Annotated in this window: 13 protein-coding genes; 3 read left to right on the top strand and 10 right to left on the bottom strand. The window is 66.6% G+C overall.

Annotated features, from left to right (window positions below; all coding sequences use genetic code 11):
* Window positions 1-354 precede the first annotated feature (354 nt).
* Window positions 355-1254 carry a LamG domain-containing protein gene (locus tag HPY83_10325; GenBank protein ID NPV08339.1) on the top strand — a complete coding sequence of 300 codons (900 nt, stop codon included), beginning with the start codon at window positions 355-357 and terminating at the stop codon, window positions 1252-1254.
* Window positions 1255-1464: 210 nt separating this feature from the next.
* Here HPY83_10325 and HPY83_10320 read toward each other — a convergent pair whose 3' ends face one another.
* Window positions 1465-2025 carry a hypothetical protein gene (locus tag HPY83_10320; GenBank protein NPV08338.1) on the bottom strand — a complete coding sequence of 187 codons (561 nt, stop codon included), beginning with the start codon at window positions 2023-2025 and terminating at the stop codon, window positions 1465-1467.
* Window positions 2026-2319: 294 nt separating this feature from the next.
* Between HPY83_10320 and HPY83_10315 the strand changes: the two genes are divergently transcribed.
* Window positions 2320-4755: a penicillin acylase family protein gene (locus tag HPY83_10315; GenBank protein ID NPV08337.1), complete on the top strand. Its 2436-nt coding sequence runs from the start codon at window positions 2320-2322 to the stop codon at window positions 4753-4755.
* 231 nt (window positions 4756-4986) lie between these two features.
* Here the strand turns inward: HPY83_10315 and HPY83_10310 are convergent, their stop codons facing one another.
* The 5 genes from HPY83_10310 to HPY83_10290 all read right to left on the bottom strand — a co-directional run bounded on the left by HPY83_10310 (window position 4987) and on the right by HPY83_10290 (window position 12425).
* Window positions 4987-5358 (bottom strand): hypothetical protein, encoded by a 372-nt coding sequence (locus HPY83_10310; GenBank protein ID NPV08336.1) that lies wholly within the window; start codon window positions 5356-5358, stop codon window positions 4987-4989.
* Window positions 5359-6059: 701 nt separating this feature from the next.
* Window positions 6060-6533, bottom strand: a complete 474-nt coding sequence (locus HPY83_10305) for a hypothetical protein (protein NPV08335.1) — start codon at window positions 6531-6533, stop codon at window positions 6060-6062.
* A gap of 392 nt (window positions 6534-6925) precedes the next feature.
* Entirely contained in the window at window positions 6926-7756 is an 831-nt protein-coding gene (locus HPY83_10300) for an endonuclease VIII (protein ID NPV08334.1), read from the bottom strand.
* Between the two features lie 409 nt (window positions 7757-8165).
* A complete protein-coding gene (locus HPY83_10295) occupies window positions 8166-10412 on the bottom strand; it encodes a hypothetical protein (protein ID NPV08333.1) in 2247 nt (748 codons plus the stop codon).
* Window positions 10413-10571: 159 nt separating this feature from the next.
* Window positions 10572-12425, bottom strand: coding sequence for a cyclic nucleotide-binding domain-containing protein (locus HPY83_10290; protein ID NPV08332.1), 1854 nt, complete (start codon window positions 12423-12425; stop codon window positions 10572-10574).
* 226 nt (window positions 12426-12651) lie between these two features.
* On the opposite strand from HPY83_10290, the gene HPY83_10285 reads away from it, so the two are divergent.
* On the top strand, window positions 12652-13533 hold the full coding sequence (locus tag HPY83_10285; protein ID NPV08331.1) for a class I SAM-dependent methyltransferase: 882 nt from the start codon (window positions 12652-12654) through the stop codon (window positions 13531-13533).
* A 23-nt stretch (window positions 13534-13556) separates the two neighbouring features.
* Here the strand turns inward: HPY83_10285 and mgrA are convergent, their stop codons facing one another.
* From mgrA to HPY83_10265, 4 genes are all read right to left on the bottom strand, one after another.
* Window positions 13557-14549 (bottom strand): L-glyceraldehyde 3-phosphate reductase, encoded by a 993-nt coding sequence (mgrA, locus tag HPY83_10280; GenBank protein ID NPV08330.1) that lies wholly within the window; start codon window positions 14547-14549, stop codon window positions 13557-13559.
* A 112-nt stretch (window positions 14550-14661) separates the two neighbouring features.
* Window positions 14662-16005, bottom strand: a complete 1344-nt coding sequence (locus tag HPY83_10275) for a sulfatase (protein ID NPV08329.1) — start codon at window positions 16003-16005, stop codon at window positions 14662-14664.
* A 218-nt stretch (window positions 16006-16223) separates the two neighbouring features.
* A complete protein-coding gene (locus tag HPY83_10270) occupies window positions 16224-16484 on the bottom strand; it encodes a ribbon-helix-helix protein, CopG family (protein ID NPV08328.1) in 261 nt (86 codons plus the stop codon).
* Between the two features lie 323 nt (window positions 16485-16807).
* Entirely contained in the window at window positions 16808-18757 is a 1950-nt protein-coding gene (locus HPY83_10265) for a hypothetical protein (GenBank protein NPV08327.1), read from the bottom strand.
* Between the last annotated feature and the right edge of the window lie 181 nt (window positions 18758-18938).

The raw sequence follows: 18938 nt of genomic DNA, 5'->3' as shown, positions 1-18938 counted from the left end.
GGTGACGCCCTGACCGGGCGTGCGCCCACACTGGTGTCTCCCCCTTGGAAGGCTGCTGCTAGAGGATACGTGTATAAGCCTCCGCGAACCGTACCGAGGAACCCCTGCCTCCAGGCCCGGCCAGCCCTGCGCGAATGCGACTCCAATCTCTGGCTTGCCCTGCGTAGAGCGACCATGCTGACCCGGCGCTTGACCGAGCAGACAGCAGACCTATACTGACCGGTAGGTTGGGCGTGCTGGTCTCGGCTTCTCTGGCTATGTTGTCGTCGTCCGCAAGCCTTCTAGCTTATCCTGACGTTCGCTAGGGGATGCTCCCGTCCTGGGGCATAGTGGGCAAGGGGAGGAGTTGGCCACATGGAGCGGCACAGTGTCAGTGCGCGTCCTCCAGTACACGGGTTCGGCTCGTCTGCGTTACTGCTCTTGGTGTTGCTCGTGTCTCTGCTGCCGGCGGTGAGCCCCGGTAGTGGCTGGCTCAGCGCTGAGGCCGCGGGCCCCATTCCGGACCCTGCCGATGTGGCTAGCCAGGTAGTCGCCCCGCCGCCCGGCCTGGTGGGTTGGTGGCCGGGTGACGGTGATGCCGATGACATCTCCGGGAATGGATACGGCGGGTTACTGCAGCATGGCGCCGGGTTCGCCCCCGGTCGGGTGGGAGAGGCCTTCCACCTCGACGGGGTGAGTCAGTACGTCCTCATCCCGGACTCCACTGCCAACCTGGACCCCAACCCCCTGGACCCCACCGTGGAGGCCACCCTCGATGCCTGGGTGTACTTCGACCAGCGGCCCTCTGATGTAGGACACATCATGACCATCGTCGCCAAGTCAGGCATGGGACGGGACCTGGACCTCCAGGCCGAGACCGATGATCGTTTCCACTTCTTCGTGGCCGGCGGCGCTGGGGCCGGTGGCCACGTGGTATCGAGCACCACGATCACGCCAGGGCGATGGTACTTCATCGCCGCCACGTACGAGGCCAATCACGAGATTCGGGTCTACGTCAACGGCGCCCTCGAGACCACCGTCGCTATTCCGGGCCTGCAGAGACTGCCCAACGGGAACCCGGTGACCATTGGCGAGAGCTACGTGTTCCGGGGCAGGTTTCTTAGTGGCCTGGTAGATGAGGTGGAGCTGTTCAATCGGGTGCTCACGCCAGCAGAAGTGAGAGCGATATTCGAGGCTGGCAGTGCGGGCAAGTGCAAGCCAGGCACCTGCATCCTGAGCCGTTTCTACCTTCCCCTGGTACAGCAGCGACGTTGAGTGCGGACGAGGGCCAGCTCTGCGAGAGCCTGCCTTAGCTGCGCAGAGCGTCCCCAGAGCTGCCGCACCCGTGTGCCAGCGGGCGGAGTCATCGGCGTGAGCCCTGCCCGGTCCAGCGTGGGTAGGTCGGCTGCCCTCTCACCCAGTCTCCGCCCCGGAGTCCCGATGGGCGGGAAGCCGGCGATCCCTGCGGCTGGCGACCCTCAGCCGCTACCTGCGGGTGGAGGCGAGGAAGGTGGCGATCACCTCCTCCCACTCTGCCACCGGCAGCATGACGCTGATCACCGGAGCGCCACCGAGGCCCTCAGACACGCCCGCCTCGGGGTGATGTAACCGGCCATCCTCCTCCCATCGGCCCTTGCTAAGGTGGAGCGTGACGCTCTGATTGGCGATGGCGGCTTGCGCCTGCCCCACCCATCTCCAACGGATGTCCTGGCCGGATCGCGTACCCGGCCGGGCGTGCAGTTCCTGCACCCACCTGTCTAGCTGATGGCTGCTTAGCTTCAGCCATCTGGGGAGGCCGATCGAGGCAATGCCGCCACCGCGAGGGGGGATTTGACGCTCACGCCCACGAAGCCCGGGTATCCGGGTGGGACGTCGGAATCGGCGGTGTCGGCGGCCACGGTGGCGGCCTGTCCCGGTAGCCCGTGCGCCGGCCCATGGCTCCAGGCTGCTGGGAGCGAGCACGAGGATCCCACAGGCGCCGGCGCACACGGAGAGGATGAAGGCAACGAGAATGACGATGAGAAGGGCGCCGGTGTTGTGGCTCATCTACCGCCTCGGTTGGCGGGAGTTGCGGCGGCCTGGAGACGGTTGGGGATGCCGACGGTCCTCAGGGCAGCAGCGGAACGCGAAGCACCCTAGCAGCAGGGCGGCACTTCGTCATCGTGCCTCTGCCCCGCACCTGTCACTGTGTCCGGCACCAGCAGCTCCGGCCCAACGATGCAACAGAACATGCTGAGACGCGGCACAGGTGGACTGCCTGTAGCTCTCAACCCCGCTTGACAGCACACTCCCCTCCCCGACAATCAGCCCTACGATGCAACCGCACACCAGTGAGGCCCGATGAGACACTCTAGAACCCTTGTGATCGCGGCCGCCCTGACCGCTGCGACGGCCCTACTCCGCTACCTCTACCGCCGCCCCCTACCCAAGACCGACGGCGTCGAGGCCGCCCACGGCCTGGATCATCCCGTCGAGATCATACGCGACCGCTGGGGAGTGCCCCACATCTATGCCCTCAACCAGCACGACCTTCTCTTTGCCCAGGGCTACGTCCACGCCCAGGACCGCCTGTGGCAGATGGAGTTCAGCCGCCGGCTGGCACACGGCCGTCTGGCCGAGATCGTCGGCCCACCTGCCTTCGAGGCCGATCGCCTTTTCCGTACCCTCGGCCTGACCCGAGCCGCCCAACGCGACCTCCGCCTGACCGACTCCGATACTCTCGATGCCCTGCAAGCCTACGCCGACGGCGTCAACTGCTGGCTCAGGCACCACACCTCCGCCCTGCCCCTGGAGTTCCAGCTCCTCCGCACCGCCCCCGAACCCTGGCAACCCCTAGATACCCTGGCCTGGGGCCGGATGCAGGCCTGGATCCTCTCCCACAACTGGGAGCAGGAGGTCCTCAACGCTGCTCTCATCTCGCACCTCGGCCCCGAGTGCGCCGCCCGCCTTCGGGGAGACTACCCCGCCGACAATCCCCTCGTCCTGCCTGACCAGACCGGCGCCGACCTTGCCGCCCAGCTCCTGGAGGAGTTCGACCGCGCTCGCGCTTGGCTGCCCGCCCTCCGCTACCAGGGCCTCAGCAACAACTGGGTGGTGGACGGGCATAAGTCGGCCACCGGCATGCCCCTCCTCGCCAACGACCCCCACCTGGGGCTGGACATCCCCGCCGTCTGGTACGAGAACCACCTGAGCGCCCCCGACCTTGAGGTCACCGGCGTCACCTTCCCGGGCGTCCCCGGCGTGGTCATCGGCCACAACGACCGCATCGCCTGGGGCGTCACCGCCTCCCTCCCGGACACCCAGGACCTCTACCTGGAGCGGTTCCACCCCGATGATTCCACCCTGTACCGAACCGGTGACACCTGGGAGCAGGCTACCATCCACCACGAGTACATCCGCGTGCGCGGCGAGGCAGCTCCCCGCCTCCTGGAGGTCACCAAGACGCGGCATGGCCCCGTGGTCACGTCGGTGCTGCCCCTCGACAGTGAGAGCAGCCGCGTCGCCCTATCCCTCCGCTGGACTGGACACGAACCTTCCCACCTATCCCGCTCCGTCCTGGCCCTCAACCGTGCCCGCAACTGGGACGAGTTCACCCAGGCGCTCCGCGATTTCGACTGTCCCTCGCAGAACTTCGTCTACGCCGATGTCGAGGGCAACATCGGCCTCTACGTCCCCGGAAAGGTGCCCCTCCGACCGGGGCGACTGGGGCTGGTGCCCGTGCCCGGCTGGGAAGACGAGAACGAGTGGCAGGGCTGGATACCCTTCGAGGAGCTTCCCCACGCCCTCAACCCCAAGACGCACTACGTCGTCAGCGCCAATAACAAGGTCGCGGGCCTGGAGTACCCGCACTGCTTCTCCTGCGAGCAGTACGACGGCTTCCGTGCCCGCCGCATCGCCGACTTGCTGCTGGAGAAAGACCGCCTCTCGGCCGACGACTTCGCCCGCATCCAGAACGACGTTCACTCGCTCCCCGCCCAGACCTTCCGGCGCCTCCTCACTTCCCTCGCCCCCACCCTGCTCGAGCACCCGGCGCTGCAGGACAATCGTCCTCGCGCGGCCCGGGTCCTGACCCTCCTGCGCGAATGGAATTGCGAGCTGACCCCTGACTCCGTGCCCGCCACCGTCCATAAGCTGGTGGAGCACTTCGCCGCCGAGCGCGTCTTCCGCCCGTGGCTGGGGGACCTCACTGAGCGCTACCTGGGCCTCAGCCTGGGCCCCCTGTTCCACTACAGCGGCCTGCAGGTGGATAACAGCCGCCAGGTCCTTCGCTGTCTGCTGGAAGAGGACGAGCGGGAGTGGTTCCGCGACAGAGACGGCAACCCTCTGTCGCGCGAGGACATCCTGGCCGGGGCCCTGAACGACACCCTCGCCTACCTGACCCACCACCACGGCGAGGACCTCACCCGCTGGCGGTGGGGCGACCTGCATCGCCTCCGCTTCCACCACGCCTTGGGCCAGCGCCGTCCCTTGAGCCGCCTGCTGGACCGCGGCCCCTACCCTGTGGGCGGCGACCAGACCACCGTCAATGCCTCTTTCTACCTGCCTCGGCTTCCCCTCAACGACTACTCTGCCGGCCCTTCGTGGCGCATGATCGTGGACCTCTCCGACTGGGACTCCAGCCGCGCCATCCTGCCCACGGGCCAGTCCGGCCATCCCGCCAGCCCTCACTACGACGACATGATCTCCCTCTGGCGAGAGGGCCACTATCACCCCATGCTCTGGTCGAGGGACAAGGTCGAGGCTAACGCCGAGGGGCGATTGGTGTTGCGGGGGTAGTTGCTGCCGGGTCTCTAGGGCGGTGGCGGGCGCGTCACCGGCCTGCCGGCGAGGGCGGCCCTGCCTCACCTCGCCGGCGCCGGAGACGTCCACCAGACCCGAGTCAGATCGCAGAACGGAACGACAGGCGCTCGGGCTCCAGGCCCGCGTCGCCAGCGCATCCGCCCCCGATCCGTTGGTGCCCGCCCGTCGCACCCGGCGTCGGATTCAGCTCTAGTCTGCCAGAGGCACTTAACGGGCGGACTGGTAGAAGTAGATCCAGGCCGCGCCGAAGCCGCCCAGAATGATGACGATCAGCCAGGTGAAGGCGGGAGCGCTGGCGAAGAGAAGCTGATAGAGCCCCGCCAGCGCGCCCAGCACCCCATACACCATCTCCAGCCAGAGCTTCACCCGGACCTCGGCGAAGGACTGCGCCCGGTAGGCCATCCACGAGCTGACGGCCAAGCCCAGAGCAGCGGCGCCGAAGATGCGGCTCATGGTCGGGTCGATCGGGGTCCAGTTGAAGAGGCCCAAGAAGGCAGCGGGGATGAGGAACAACCCCAATCCGAATACGAGAGCGACCACCGCGTGAATCAGGAAGGCCGTGCGCATACCTTGTGTCATGTCTCGCCTCCAGCGAAGCACCAGGCCGACGGGCGGGCCGGTCGCGGGTCTCGGAGGGACGACGTCATGATACACCGGTTCGATAGGATATCAAGCCCACCAGGTCGCTGAGGCTCAGTCTTGGGCTCGGTCGGTGCCTACCTGCGGGCGCCGGCGGGATCGGGAGCGAGGGACATCGTGGTGCAGCTCAGGGTGACCGCGGCCGCCGCCTGCACGTCGGAGCGGCCGCGCCAGGACGGCACCTGATCGCTGGTGCTGTAGATGTCGCAGATACCGAGACGGCCAGAGCTCAGGTCAGCGCCGCACTGCAACCACCAAGCGCTGTAATTCTGGCGGGCTCAAGTCTCTCCTAGCGAATGCACGCCTCATGGCTGGCGGAGAGATAGGGATGACCGCCAACCGTGGTAGGCCCAGGTCTCTCTTGAGGAATCCGCGCCTCATGGCTGGCGGAGAGACGGGGATGATCGCCAACCGTGGTAGGCTCAGGTCTCTCTTGAGAAGCGAACGGGCGCTCGCTGAGGGCCTGCGGCAGGGCGTGGGCGCGCTTCAGAGTCTAGAGCACACCGGTTGCTCATCACTCTGGGTGCACCACACTCTTTCATGTCCTGTTCGGGACCCCTGACCGCATGAGAAGCCCGTCGCGGTTTCCCAGACCAGACAGAGGGGAAGACACCAGGCGGAGAGAGCCGTGCCTTGGTGCTCTACAGAAGTGGTAGCTTACCGTCTTCGGCGGGAAGCAGGATCTGACAGAAGGGAACGACGGGATCTCCCATGCCAAAAGGTCTACCTGGATCTTGAGCCCAGTCCTCTGAGAGAACCACGCTTTCCGAAATGCTTATGCCCTCTGGGTTGGTGTACTCGTAGTCACCTGCCAACTCGCGCAGCCACTCCATGAGCAACACGCTGTGAGGATAGTATCCGTCGGTGAATGCCGAGGGATCATTGCGTAGGTCCAGGTGAGCTCCAAGCGTGCAGTCTTCCTTTCTAAACAGGTACAAGCACTCTACGTTGGCGTCTCCTCGGTACACGTCAAGAAGAGACAGGACCATCTGCCACTCCGCATGGGTCAGGCTTGCGAAAAGCCTATCTGCGCGGTCCAGGAAAGGCTCACCCGGTAGAGGTATCCATCTCCAAGCAAGGCGCACCATGGATGACTGCGATTCACCGGTACTCAAAGTGACCTCCCTCCTCGATGGCATTGGTCACCAGACGGCATGACTATCCCTCGATGTGGCAGAATCCATCGCCGGGGCGTCAACATGGGGCCTGCTACCTCTAGGAGAGCCATCCCCAGGCTGCGCCCTTGTGCTAGCCCATGGGCCGTCTTTGCCACATGCGCAACTGTGGACGAAAGCCGCCCAGCCTGAAGCGCGACCGAGTATTGGCTGAAGCAGGTAGCGCTTCGCGTCCAGGGAACTCGCGCTTGAGATGTTGCCAGGCCGCTCCTGTCCATGCGAATAGCGCGTTCAGCAGTCGGTTGCGTCAGTATCGCTCAGGCAGGTCTGGATACCCAGCATGGGGACCAGACAGGGGAGCTGCGGCTCAGGCCCATTCTCTCTCACGGCTTCTACCTCTGACACCCCGGACAGAAGTACGACGCCCCGCCCAGGAACTGGATCTTCTCGATCGTCGTGCCGCACAACGGGCACGGCTTCCCCACCGCCTTGCTGTCCAGCACCCTCTTGTACCCGCCCGGCCGGCCGTACAGGTCTTTCTCGCTGTCCCTTCCCCCCAGCTCCGTCGCCTCGGCCAACACCTCCCGCACCGCCCGATACAGCGACCGCCGCCCGTCCTCGCTCACGTCCACCGCCCTCCTCCGGGGGTGGATCCCGGCTCGGAAGAGGATGTCCTGGGTGTAGCCGTTGCCCAGGCCCCACACGCCCGGCTCGCTGATCAGGAAGTACTTGATCGCCCGAGGGTCGCCCTCCGGGATGCCCTCGAACAGGCCCCGGAAGTAGTCGTAGGTGAACTCGTCGCTCAGCGGCGAAGGTCCCTTGGCCCTCAGGTGGGGGTGGACCTTCAGCTCGGGGCTTTCCAGCAGCATGGCCGAGCCCCACCCCTGGATGGACACGCTCAGGTGAGCGCCGTCCTCGAACCGCAGGAGCAGTTGATACTTCTTGGGCAGGCTCTTCTCATCCTCATGGAACAGGATGCGCTCGCCGCCCCCTCCCAACACCAGGAAGCAGCCCGGATCGAGAGGGGTGAGGATGTTGGTCCCGTGGGCCACGGACTCGCCCACCCTCTTGCCGGGCAGGATGGCCTCGTACTCCTCAGAGCTGCGGCTGTAGAAGGCGAACTTGTGGGGCGAGTTGCCCCGATTGCCAGATTGGATGCGCCTGCCGCGCAGCTCCGCCGTCATCTGCCTGGCAATGGTGAACGCTTCCGGTAGCTCGATCATCTCCTACCCCCCTTCCGCCGGTCAGGCCGATGCGGATCCGCCCCACTCAAGGATGACTACCTACGGCCGCCCCCTATCATGCCCCGATGGCTGCAGCCATGCCGTGGTCCGCCCTAGCGCGTCCCCGAGCCTGGGTGGATGCAGTGCTCCGCCCTCACCTGAGGCCGCCTGCGTCGCCGGTATTCCGTCTGACCACCATCGCTGAACGGAGGAACTATACAGGAGGTTGATGGTCGTGTGAAGCCAGGCATTACCGCCCGGAAGTTCGGGCGCTAGTCACAGGTTGGGCACCCGTCGGCGCCGAGGCCGCGGTTTCTGGGCCCCCTGGCCGTCACCCGCACAGGCGGGGAGAGGCTGTCTGGCCCCCAGGCTGGCGACTGCCCCGAGCACTCTGCCTGGCGTGCTGCGCTCACTGCTGATCGCCGTCGCCAAGAAGCTCCAGCCGGACGAAGCCCACCGAGAGCAACCGGGCATCGTCCGTGTGTGACTCGGGCAGGTCCGAGGGCCGGGCGGCGTACCCATAGCGCAGGACCAACTCGTTCCAGCCCTTGTCCATCAGCTCCGCCGGCACTTCCACCTCGGCACTCCAGGTCTCGCAGTCAGTCCAGCGATGGGCCGTCAGGGGCTTCCCGTTGATCTCGATGGCGACGTGCTGGCTCCGCCCCGGCACTGCCAGGGGAAAGGCCTCCACGCCCAGGCGGTAGTCCCTTCGGTCGGCCGCCAGCCATCTGGCGCTCGATTCGGTCCCCTCCGCCCACACTCCCCAATCCTCCGGCTCCGACCACCCTCGGAGCAGGATCAGCTCGTCCAAGGGAGGGGAATCGCCGTTCGCACCGGCTCCATCCACCTGAGCGATGCAGATCGGGTGCGGCCAGGGCGAGGGTCCCTCCGGCGGCTCGAAGCAGCCCACCGGATCAAGGGCCGGATTCGTCACCACCAGGTCCCACATCCAGCGCTCTTCCTCGCCCATCAGGTGGAGGAGTAGGTAGCGCACGTCGTAGCTCCGGAGCACCACCCCCGCCTTGGGGGAGCCCAGGGCTTGTGGGTCTTCTGACAGGAACTGGTGCAGTGTGCGGACGCGGCCAGGCAGGTACGGGCGGCCGCCGGACGCCGTCGGGATCCCGTGAAGGCTGGTCCCGTAGAGGATGCCGGGATCGGTCATCAGGGTGGGGTAGGCGACGTCCACGATGCCCCAGCTGCGGTCGCGCTCTTGCTGCAGCAGCCAGGCATAAGCGGGATGGGGGGCCGACGGCACTGGCACGCCGAACGCAGGTAGGGGCAAAGTCTCCAACAGCCAGATGAGCGCCACTAGGTACCGGGCGACCCGAGGCAGTGTCTCTATCTCCCGCGCCGCCAGCACCATCAGCCCAATGCCACCGACGAAAGCGTACCGGGCCATGACCCGGCCGTGCTCCCAGAACGGCACTACCGCCGTTAGGAGGAAGCCAGGCAGCGGCACCCCCCCATCGAATGGCGGCTGTGCTTGCCCCGAGGTGAAGAGGCCGGGCTTCAGGAGGTGGCCCAGCTTCCAGATGGCCTCGTTGAGGGGGCGTAGAGCCGGGAGCAGCACCGCCTCCCCGTTCCACTTGAGCAGCAGCCCACAGGACAGAAGGACCCCTCCAACCGCCAGCGCGGCCAGGTTGCTGCCCCCGCTTCGTCCCCTCATTGCCCTCCACAGTCCCAGCGCCCCGAAGGCCCAGGCCACCAGGCCTAGGTTGGACATCCCGGACTCGTCGTAAGGCCCGGAGTAGATGCTCCGGGCGACCCGCTGTAGGAGCGAAATGGGGTGGTGCACATTCAGGGCCACCAGGCTGTTCAGGCTGGCCCCCCAATGCAGGACGTGCGACAGCCCCAGGGAGATGACGCCATCCTGCTCCGTCCCGGCGCGGTAGAGCAGGATCAGCGGCAGGGTGATGCTCAGCGCCATGAGGGCAGTGGCGGCTGCCTGTGCCATGCGCCTGGGCCGGAGTATCTCCCGACCCCAGATGAGCAGGCACGAGCCACCCAGGAACAGTCCATAGAGCGAGAAGCAGCTGCCCAGGCCCCAGATCACTCCGGACAGCCGCAGCCATCGGCACGTACCTGCCCGGCTCCGGCTGCGCCGCGCTCCCTCCAGCGCCCAGAGCAGCCAGGGCAGGAGGGCCGACAGCCACAGCACGTTCAGGTGGCCCTGACTCACCCGGAACCAGCGCATGCCCACGAAGGCGAACACCAAGCCCACCAGACTGGCCGCCAACCGGCTTTCGGTGAACCGGCCGGCCACTCGGGATGCCCCTTCGAAAGCAACTACCGAGGACGCGATGGCAAGGACATTGTAGGCCAATGCGGGCCCGGCGAACTGGCTCAGAGGGAGCATGAGCAGGAAGAGGAACGGGGTGTGGGCGAGAGTGGCCGTGTGCCACCCGTGCGGGTGGGCGATCAGATCGCTGTAGAGAGGGGAGACGCCTCTCTCCAGAAGGCAGGCCTCATACCACCGGACCCCCCACAGCACCTCCAGGACGTCCGCCATACCGGGTATCGAGTGGACGATATCCGGGGTGCGCCAGCCCCAGAGGAAGAGCAGGGAGAAGGCCAGCCGCGGCAGAACCGCATCCGACAGGCGAACGCTAGGCGCCTGGGCTCTCAGTGCGGCACGTCGGAAGCGGAGTCCAGGCATCAGCTGCCTCCCCCGACAGCACCCGCCCCGCCGCTAATGGTCGGCTCACGGAGGGCGAGGTCCATCCGCGTGGTGCCTGCCGACGAGCGCGGAGCCGGCCTCATCCCGCCCCGGCGCTGCGGCCTCAGGCCGGGGCGGAATGGCGGGTGAGCCGTCTCTTCATGGCGCCGTGGCTAGCTGAAACTCCACATCCACGTGCGCGTGCACCGTCCCGCCCAGCATGCCCAGCCCGAACACTGCATCCGAGGGAATGGCGGAGCACACCCAGACCCCGTGGGGACCGCCGGCGCTCAGGTCCTGAATGTAGGAGCCACGGCCCATTCCGAAGCCGACCTCCCCCTGCTCGTTGGTGACGCCCATTTCGTAGGAGCCATCCCAGTCGTGCCCCGCGTTGGGTTGGGCCGGGGCGCCCGGCCAGTGAAAGGCAACGGGCTGGTGCGGGTTGGTCCGCACCACGATGGTGGCTGGGCCCACCACTTCCCGCAGGGCCACCACCCGAAAGACCTGCTGCCCTGACTGCACCTCGGCCCTCCTAATGTGGAAGCCGTACTTGGCCTGCAGTGCCTCTAGGGGTACCTCGTTCCCGTACTCGTCGTACGCCCTTATGCCTACCTCCACCGGCTGCTCTGGCGGGACAGGCGTCGGCGTGTCGGGAGGTGGTGGCAAAGGCGTGGGTTCGGGAGTAGGCTCGCTCTCCTGCTCCGGCGTCGGCGGAGGTGCCTGCTCCCCTTCCGGCGTGGTGACAGCCGCCAGCGGAACCGACTCGGGCGCCGGTTGTGGAGTGTCTGTGGGCTCAGGCGTGTCGGTTGGCTCGGGCGTATCCGTGGGCGCCGGGGTCTCGGTGGGCACCGCAGTCGCTGTCTCGGGCACCGACGTGGGCGTGGGCACGGTCGTGTCAGTGGGAGCGGGGGTGGGCGATGGAGCGAAGGTCGGAGTCGGGGTGAGGGCCTCAGCCAGCACCATCGGGGTCATGGCGATGGCCGTCTCGCGATACCGGCTCAGGTCCCGCGTAGGGTTCACGCCGCCGAAGCCCGGCACAGACGCATACATCCCTCTGGCACAGGCCATCAGGAGGGGCACGCCCAGCACCACGGCCAGGACCAGCCGGATGGCGAGGCCCGGGGGCAAGCGCCGAACCCCCGGACCCACGCTCCCAGCATCAGCCCGCGAACTGGCCTTCCCCGGGCCCGCGGCGTCTCCTCGCGGCGCCCTAGCCTCCTTCGCGCCGGAGGCCGCCGTCCATTCGGTCGCTTGGGGGAACAACCGATCGAGTAGCCCGAAGCCCTCCCATCGCTGCTGGGAGTAGGCGTGCTCCGGCAGGTACCAGGCCAGAGTGGGGGCGGTGACCCGACCCTCGACTGCCCCAGCGTCGCTGAGGAGCACGGAGCCCTCGGCGAAGATCGAGCCACCCTGCCGCTCCACCGGAGGCTCGCCCGCTTCCTGCCGAGCGTCAACTTCACCGGACTGCACCACCACCAGGCGCGATTGGCTGCGCTCGCCCAGCTCCTCACCGGGTTCGAGCACCATCGGTTGCAGCTGGGACGCTAGCTGGATCAGTTCGTCGGTGTCCCCGCCTCGGAACGGCTCCATCTCGGCGAGCCACTCGGCAAACCCGCGCAACGCCTCCCGGGGCCGGTATCCCAGTGTCCGCTCCAGCGTGAGGAGCTCCTCCGGGAACCGGCGGACAACTCGCCGTATAGCCTCCACCGGCAGGGCCCAGGCGCTCACGGCGGTAACCGCCTCGGCCCCGACCGAGTAATGTCCTCCCGAGAGTGCATCCGCTTCGCCCACCACGCTGCCAGGCCCGAGCCAGGCCAGCTGGCGGCCGCTCGCGTCTAGCAGGCGCAGGCGACCTTGAGAGACGACGAACGCGTGCCCGGCGGCTTCATTGCACCGCATGAGAAAAGCGCCCGGCTCCACTTGCACCGGTTCCAGCCGTTGTTCCAGGAACTCCAGCGCCTCGGCACCAAAGCTGCTAAAGAAGGGAACGCTGCCCAGAGCGGGTCTATCCACTGCGCATCCTCCACAGAGTTGGTGGAAGCCTTTCAGTCGCCCGCGGAAGCGATGAAGCTCCGCCGGCATTCAGCTGAGATGCAGCCATCATGCCACAACGAAAGCCGAGGTCAAGAGAAGCCTCCTGAAGTCCAGATCCCCTGGCCGGGGACCAGGGCGGACGCTGATCGGCAGCGAGGCGGGGGCGTGGTACACTGGCATCTCTCGCTGCCAGGGAGGATAGGCATTGTCCGAAGAACTGAAGATAACGGCCACCAACGGTGGTCTGGACCTGAGCCTGCTGAGACGGCTCGCTCAGAGGCCGCCTCTGTTCGCGCCTCACCAGGCCCGCTTCTGGGACGACCCGTACATATCCCGCCAGATGCTGGCCGCCCACCTCGATCCCCACACCGACGCCGCCAGCCGCCGCCCCGAGACCATCGAGGCCATCGTGGCCTGGCTAGTGTCTCACCTGGGGCTGCAGCCAGGGGATGCCGTGCTCGATTTGGGTTGCGGGCCTGGCCTCTACGCCTCCAGGCTATCCCGGCGGGGCCTGCGGGTCACCGGCGTGGACTTCTCTCCCAACTCGCTCGACTACGCCCGTCGCCAGGCGTGGGAGGACGGGCTCGAGATCGAGTACGTGCAGCTCAACTACCTGAAGCTCGACTACCGGGAGCGTTTCGACGCCGCCTTCCTCATCTACTTCGACCTGGCGGTGCTCTCGGACGCTGATCGGGACGAGGTGGTGCGCCGAACGCGCCGGGCCCTCAAGCCGGGAGGCGCATTCGTCTTCGACGTGCCCACAGCACGGTGGCCGCGCCCGCCGGATGGCTACCAGGAGTGGGACGTCTCAGCGGGCGGCTTCTGGAAACCGGGCCCGTACCTGAGACTGACGCAGCACTTTGACTATCCCGAGGCAGAAGCGCAGGTGCAGCAGACCATCGTCATAGAGGAGGACGGCACCCTCAGCCTCTACCGCATCTGGGATAGGTCGTACTCGCCGGAGACGGTCACGGCCATGCTGGAGGCACAGGGATTCCGGGTGGAGAGCCTGTGGGCCGACCTGACAGGCCGGCCTCTGGAACCCGACTCTCCGGCGCTCGGTGTGGTGGCGCGCAAGGAAGGGTAGATGGCGGTGACCGATGTCGGGCTCTACCCGGCCAGGATGCTATCGATCCGCTGCAGTTCCTCAGCGCTGAACTCCAGGTTCTGCAGCGCCTTGACGTTGTCTTCGACGTGGGAGACCTTGCTGGCTCCGGTCAATGCGGAGGTGACGGCAGGTTGGCGCAGCACCCAGGCCAGAGCCATCTGGGCCAGGCTTTGGCCCCGCTCTCGGGCCAGTTCGTTGAGCAGCCTGGCCTTGGCTACTTTGTCCTCGGTGACCTGGGCCTCGCTGAAGGCAGCGCTGGGCCTAGCGGCTCGAGAGTCCGGCGGTATCCCTTGGAGGTACTTGTCGGTGAGGAGGCCCTGCGCCAGGGGCACATACACGATGCAACCCATGCCCTCCTGAGGCAGGACGTCCAGGAGGCTCTCCTCGATCCAACGGTTGAACATGTTGTACGAGGGCTGGTGGATGAGCAGGGGCGTGCCCAGATCCCGCATTATGGCGGCGGCCTGGCGCGTCTGCTCGGGTGTGTAGGAAGAGATCCCGGCGTATAGGGCCTTACCCTGGCGGACGATGTGGTCCAGGGCGCGCATGGTCTCTTCCATGGGCGTTTCAGGGTCGGGCCGGTGGTGGTAGAAGATGTCCACGTACTCGAGGCCCATACGCCTCAGGCTTTGGTCCAGGCTGGCGACCAGATACTTACGGGAGCCCCAGTTGCCATAGGGGCCAGGCCACATGTAGTAGCCGGCCTTGCTGGAGATGATGAGCTCGTCCCGGTATGCGGCCAGATCCTTCTTCAGGATGCGACCGAAGGTCTCCTCGGCCGAGCCGGGGGGCGGGCCATAGTTGTTGGCTAGATCGAAGTGGGTGATGCCCAGATCGAAGGCGCGGCGAATCAGGGCCCGGCAGTTGTCCAACCGATCCACCTCGCCGAAGTTGTACCACAGCCCCAGCGAGATGGCGGGGAGCAAGAGGCCACTCTTGCCGCAGCGGCGATAGGTCATGGTCTCGTAGCGGTCAGGACAAGGAAAGGCTTCCATGGACGGCTCCTTTGATGCATGATGCGTGATACGTGATACGTGATGCGTGATACGTGATGCGTGAAGGATGGGACATATCACTGGTCACGCATCACGTATCACGCATCACGTATCACGTGCCTCGGCTCCTCCACAGCGCTACGAACTCCGCCCCGCTCATGGTCGGCTCCTGGGGGGAGTTGCCCTCAGGGTGGTTCACTCTGGCGTCTGGGGGAGGAGGGACGAAACCCTCGAGCAGAGGGTCATCGGTGTAGCGCATCCACTGGTCCACGAGCCGGGTGCGCAGGTCCTCCAGCACCGGCCGCAGGTGGGGCTCGGCGGCCAGGTTGTTGGTCTCATTGGGGTCGAACACCAGGTCGTAGAGCTCCTCGCGGTCGTAGTCCCTGTCGGCCCAGCCGTGGGCCAGCCAGAGGTCCTTGCTAGGGCTCTCGTCGCAGTTGGGCAGGACGGGCCGGAGGCGCTGGTCGAAGCGGCGGATGTACTTCCAGCGCTGGGTGCGGATGCAGCGCATGGGCTCGTAGGCGGCGTGGTAGGTCACCTCAGAGTAGACGGCGTTGCGCACCTCGTCCTTCTCCCCTCGAATGAGAGGCATGAGGGAGACACCCTCCAGCCACTCGGGCGGCTCGATCTCGAGCAGGTCGCACAGAGTGGGGAAGAGGTCCAGGTGCGACACCAGGGCGTCCATCGCCTTGCCTCCGGTGAAGCCGCCGGGCCCCTGCATGATGAGCATGACGCCGATGCCGCCGTCGTACAGGTTGCACTTCATTCGAGGGAACGCCATGCCGTGGTCGGTGGTGCAGAGGACCAGGGTGTTGTCGGCCAGTCCGCCCTGTTGCAGGGCTTCGAGCACCACGCCCATCTTCTCATCCAGAATGCGGGCGCTGCTCTTGAAAGCGGCCATGTCGTAGCGGGTCTCGGGGGCGTCGGGCAGAGGAGCGGGCGGCCCGGCGAAGCGCGGGTCATCTTCGGGGCCAGGCTCGGGGAAGGGGCGGTGGGTCTCGGTGAAGCCCACGGACAGGAAGAAGGGCTGCCGGGGCGGGTGCCGGAGGAACTCGGCAGCGTCATGCTCGGCCTCCCGGCGCCGCTCGCGGGGGAGGCCATGGCCCAGTACCTCGTCGTAGCCGATGGTCTCGGCCTCGGCGGCCACGTGCTGCACTCCGGCCAGGGCCGAGTAGTAGCCGGCGGTGCGCAGGGTGTGGACGATGTGCTGGCTGTAGTCATTCAGCCGAAAGCCGCGGTGGGCCAGGCCGATCATGCCGCAGGAGTGCGGCGAGCGGCCGGTGAGGAGCGCGGCGCGACTGGGGGAGCAGGTGGGCCCGGCGCAGAAGGCCTGACGGAAGAGGACGCCCTCCTGGGCCAGGCGCTGGATGTTTGGGGTGGGGATGGCGTGCCCGTAGGGCTGGACGTAGCGGCCGGTGTCGTGGGAGTGCAAGTAGAGGATGTTGTAAGGCGGCATCTTGGTGCGACCTCCATCGGGGACAGTGTGCCGTGAGGAGGAGGGTGTGTCAATGAGGGCATGGCGGCCGTAGAGCGCGCCATACGCCTTCAGCTTGGCCTCCTGCACTCAGACAGGGGCTCTGAGTCAGTCAGCGAGGGGGCTTGGCAAAGCGGTTGACCGCGTGAGGGCGGCCTAGAAATCCGCGGTCAGGCGGTGAGCGTCGAGGGCTGAGGTGTCTACGAAGACGCGCAACCAGCGTAGTCCTTGGCCAGGTAATCATCGTGACGGGCGGAGATGTCGCTCTTGCCCGAGCGGAAGGCGCCGACAACCTCAAGGCCACGCTGGCGCTTCGCCGCCTCACCAATCTCGGTGTATGAGCGAAGGGCAGTGTCAGTACACTGACGCACCAGTTCCGACGCCGATTGGCCGCGCTTGGCCGCCAGGGTCTGCAGTCGCTCAGGCTGTTCTTCAGTCAACAGGACTTGAGTTCTCACCATCCGCCTCTGCCTCCATGAAGGCAGCAATGGCACCATGATACCGTATGACGCATGTGGCGCTTCCGCTGGAAGAAGGCCATCGAGGAGTCCGCGCCCCCAGGTGCGGGCCGGAGTCGATACCTGCACGCACTAGCTCCCATCGCCCGGCAGTCAGCGCCTAGGGCGCCGCACGCACGTGGGGCATGTGCGCTCCTGGCGATGGCTTAGGCCCTTCTTGCAGAGGAGCCTATGATGAAACCAGTGGAAAGCCAGCCCTGGCCCCGAGCGAGCACGGGCCAGGGCTGGCTTGTGCTGGACGCGGCTGGCGTCGGCGCCGCCCGGCCTTAGCGCCACGCGACGGGTAGGTACGTGTGTCTGTCGGCGATGTGGATGGCGATGCGGGACAGGCTGGACAGGGTGGCGTTGTCGGGGCTAGACAGGGCTAGCAGGGCCGTCTCGATGACCTCGGGAGTGCCATCGTCCACCAGGTTGAGGATGACGAAGCCGACAGTCTCGCCAGGCGCGATGGTTACGGCGTCGGATTCGAGGGTGTAGTCCACTCCGAGGCCTTCGCCCGGGATGTCGCCGCCCCACTCGACCACGACGTGCACTGTCACGGGCAGCACAGACGGTTGGCTGAGATAGACGGGTATACGCAGGGTCCGGGCGTTCTCGGCCACGTGAACCTCGTGCCCGGCGAAGCCCACCCGGGCCCTGCCGTCGTCGGCCACGTAGAGGTTGTAGTAGGTATCCCCGAGGTGGCGGGCCACGTACACCACGCGGCCATCGTCTGGGGCGAAGGCATGATGCCCGACCCCTGTGCCCGGTTCTAGATCCCCGTTCACGCGGACTGCTGCCTCCGCCGGGCCTTCCACTGGTACCACGTAGAGCTCTCCCCGGAGGGCCGGATCGCGTAGGTCGGGAAGGAGGGCCTGACGGCCGTCAGAACTGATCTGAACTGCCCAATAGGGGGTCCCCCACACGTTGAGCTGCTCCGACAGGATCACGTAGTCCCAGGAAGGGCCACCCACCGGAGCGCTGTAGAGGCGATGCACCAGAGCCTCGCTCAGGGAAGCATCGACCTCGTAGAGCACCCTGCGACCGTCGGGAGTCAACTGCAGCTCGAAGTACAAGTCGTTCTCGATGGGCGCGCCCAGGCGGACGGCGGCCTCGGGCGGCCCGTCTATCGGCACTGAGTAGGGATAGAGACGTGGCTCGGTGGACGTTCTCGTGCAATACACTACCGTCTGTCCGTCGGGGGTGATCTCTAGACAGAAGCCGGTGGAGTAGGGCGGGCGGGGCAGGCTGATGGGGACGCTCGCGGAGGCGGGACCACCTGGATGTACGCTGTGGAGACTCCAGGTATTCTGAGGACCGTTCACGGTGAAGACAACGCGGTCCCCAGTGGGGCTCAGAACGACCCAGTCCCCGAGCGGGCCGGCGGCGTTCAGCTTCACCGGCTCGATTACCTCGCCGGGCGGCAGAGAAAGCTCCAGGCTATAGAGGTGACGGTCCATGTCGGCGCCGGTCGACATGGTAAGCACCAGGTACCGGCCGTCAGAGGTGACCTTTGGGTTGGACACGCTGGCACCAGAAGGCAGTTCAGAAAGCAGCGTTGCCGCCTCGGCCGGTCCGGCTGCCGGCACCGCATAGAGACGGGGCCCCTTGCTTGTCCCCGATGTGGCGTACACCACCTTGTCGCCGCTGGGAGTCAGGAGGAAGAACGGGACAGGCTCACCAGGCATACTCAGTGCCTTGCGCGACTCGGCGGGACCGCTGACAGGTGCCGAGTACAGCGTCCCGCTAGCGCTGTAGACCATGATCGAGCCATCCTCCGTGATGTCGTACCACGGCCCAAAGCTGTACGGATCCCGGTCGGCCGGGCCGAAGCTCACCGCGGCCGTCGCCGGCCCGGCTATGGGCACACTCCAGAAGCTGACCCTGTAGGATGCCTGTGGGTCGGGAAGGCCGTAGATGACCCGGTTGCTGTCCGGGGTTATGTGGAACTGGGGCTCGCCTGCGTACGGACCGAAGTGGCTGACAAGCTGAACCTGGGGGCCGCCGCTGAGGGGCACGGAGTACAACGACCACTCGCCGGGCGAGTTGAGCTCGAGGGTCTCGTACACGACGTATCGGCCGTCGGGGCTGATCTTGAAGCTGCGCACGTCGATCGTCAGGGGGTCCGTGGTCAGCCGCACGGAGGCGGCCAGGACGGCCTGGGGCTGGGCCAGCAGCAGCGCCAGGGCGAGGGTGAGGGCGAGCCATAGGTGCCAGCGGGGACGGGCAACGGTCATCATCGGCCTCCTGGGCAGCGACCAGACCAATGCTGTCTGGCGCAGACCTGTGGTCAGCGCGCGGCAGGCGTACGGCCGGGAATCCTCAAGGCGAGTAATGTCCGGCTGCCATGCCTATAGCGAGGCGGATGTTAGCTGTCAAGGCGGAGATTCGGAAGAGGAAGTCTCATCCCCCGGCCCC

The organism is Anaerolineae bacterium (genome assembly GCA_013178015.1).
Lineage (GTDB): Bacteria > Chloroflexota > Anaerolineae > DRVO01 > DRVO01 > Ch71.
The sequence above is the reverse complement of the archived record's forward strand: the minus strand, read 5'-3'. Positions and strand labels throughout refer to the sequence as shown.

Coding starts and splice junctions, on each gene's coding strand:
- HPY83_10310 (NPV08336.1), bottom strand. CDS start 5,358: ATGACACAAGGTATGCGCACGGCCTTCCTGATTCACGCGGTGGTCGCT.
- mgrA (NPV08330.1), bottom strand. CDS start 14,549: ATGGAAGCCTTTCCTTGTCCTGACCGCTACGAGACCATGACCTATCGC.
- HPY83_10325 (NPV08339.1), top strand. CDS start 355: ATGGAGCGGCACAGTGTCAGTGCGCGTCCTCCAGTACACGGGTTCGGC.
- HPY83_10275 (NPV08329.1), bottom strand. CDS start 16,005: ATGCCGCCTTACAACATCCTCTACTTGCACTCCCACGACACCGGCCGC.
- HPY83_10295 (NPV08333.1), bottom strand. CDS start 10,412: ATGCCTGGACTCCGCTTCCGACGTGCCGCACTGAGAGCCCAGGCGCCT.
- HPY83_10265 (NPV08327.1), bottom strand. CDS start 18,757: ATGACCGTTGCCCGTCCCCGCTGGCACCTATGGCTCGCCCTCACCCTC.
- HPY83_10300 (NPV08334.1), bottom strand. CDS start 7,756: ATGATCGAGCTACCGGAAGCGTTCACCATTGCCAGGCAGATGACGGCG.
- HPY83_10270 (NPV08328.1), bottom strand. CDS start 16,484: ATGGTGAGAACTCAAGTCCTGTTGACTGAAGAACAGCCTGAGCGACTG.
- HPY83_10320 (NPV08338.1), bottom strand. CDS start 2,025: ATGAGCCACAACACCGGCGCCCTTCTCATCGTCATTCTCGTTGCCTTC.
- HPY83_10315 (NPV08337.1), top strand. CDS start 2,320: ATGAGACACTCTAGAACCCTTGTGATCGCGGCCGCCCTGACCGCTGCG.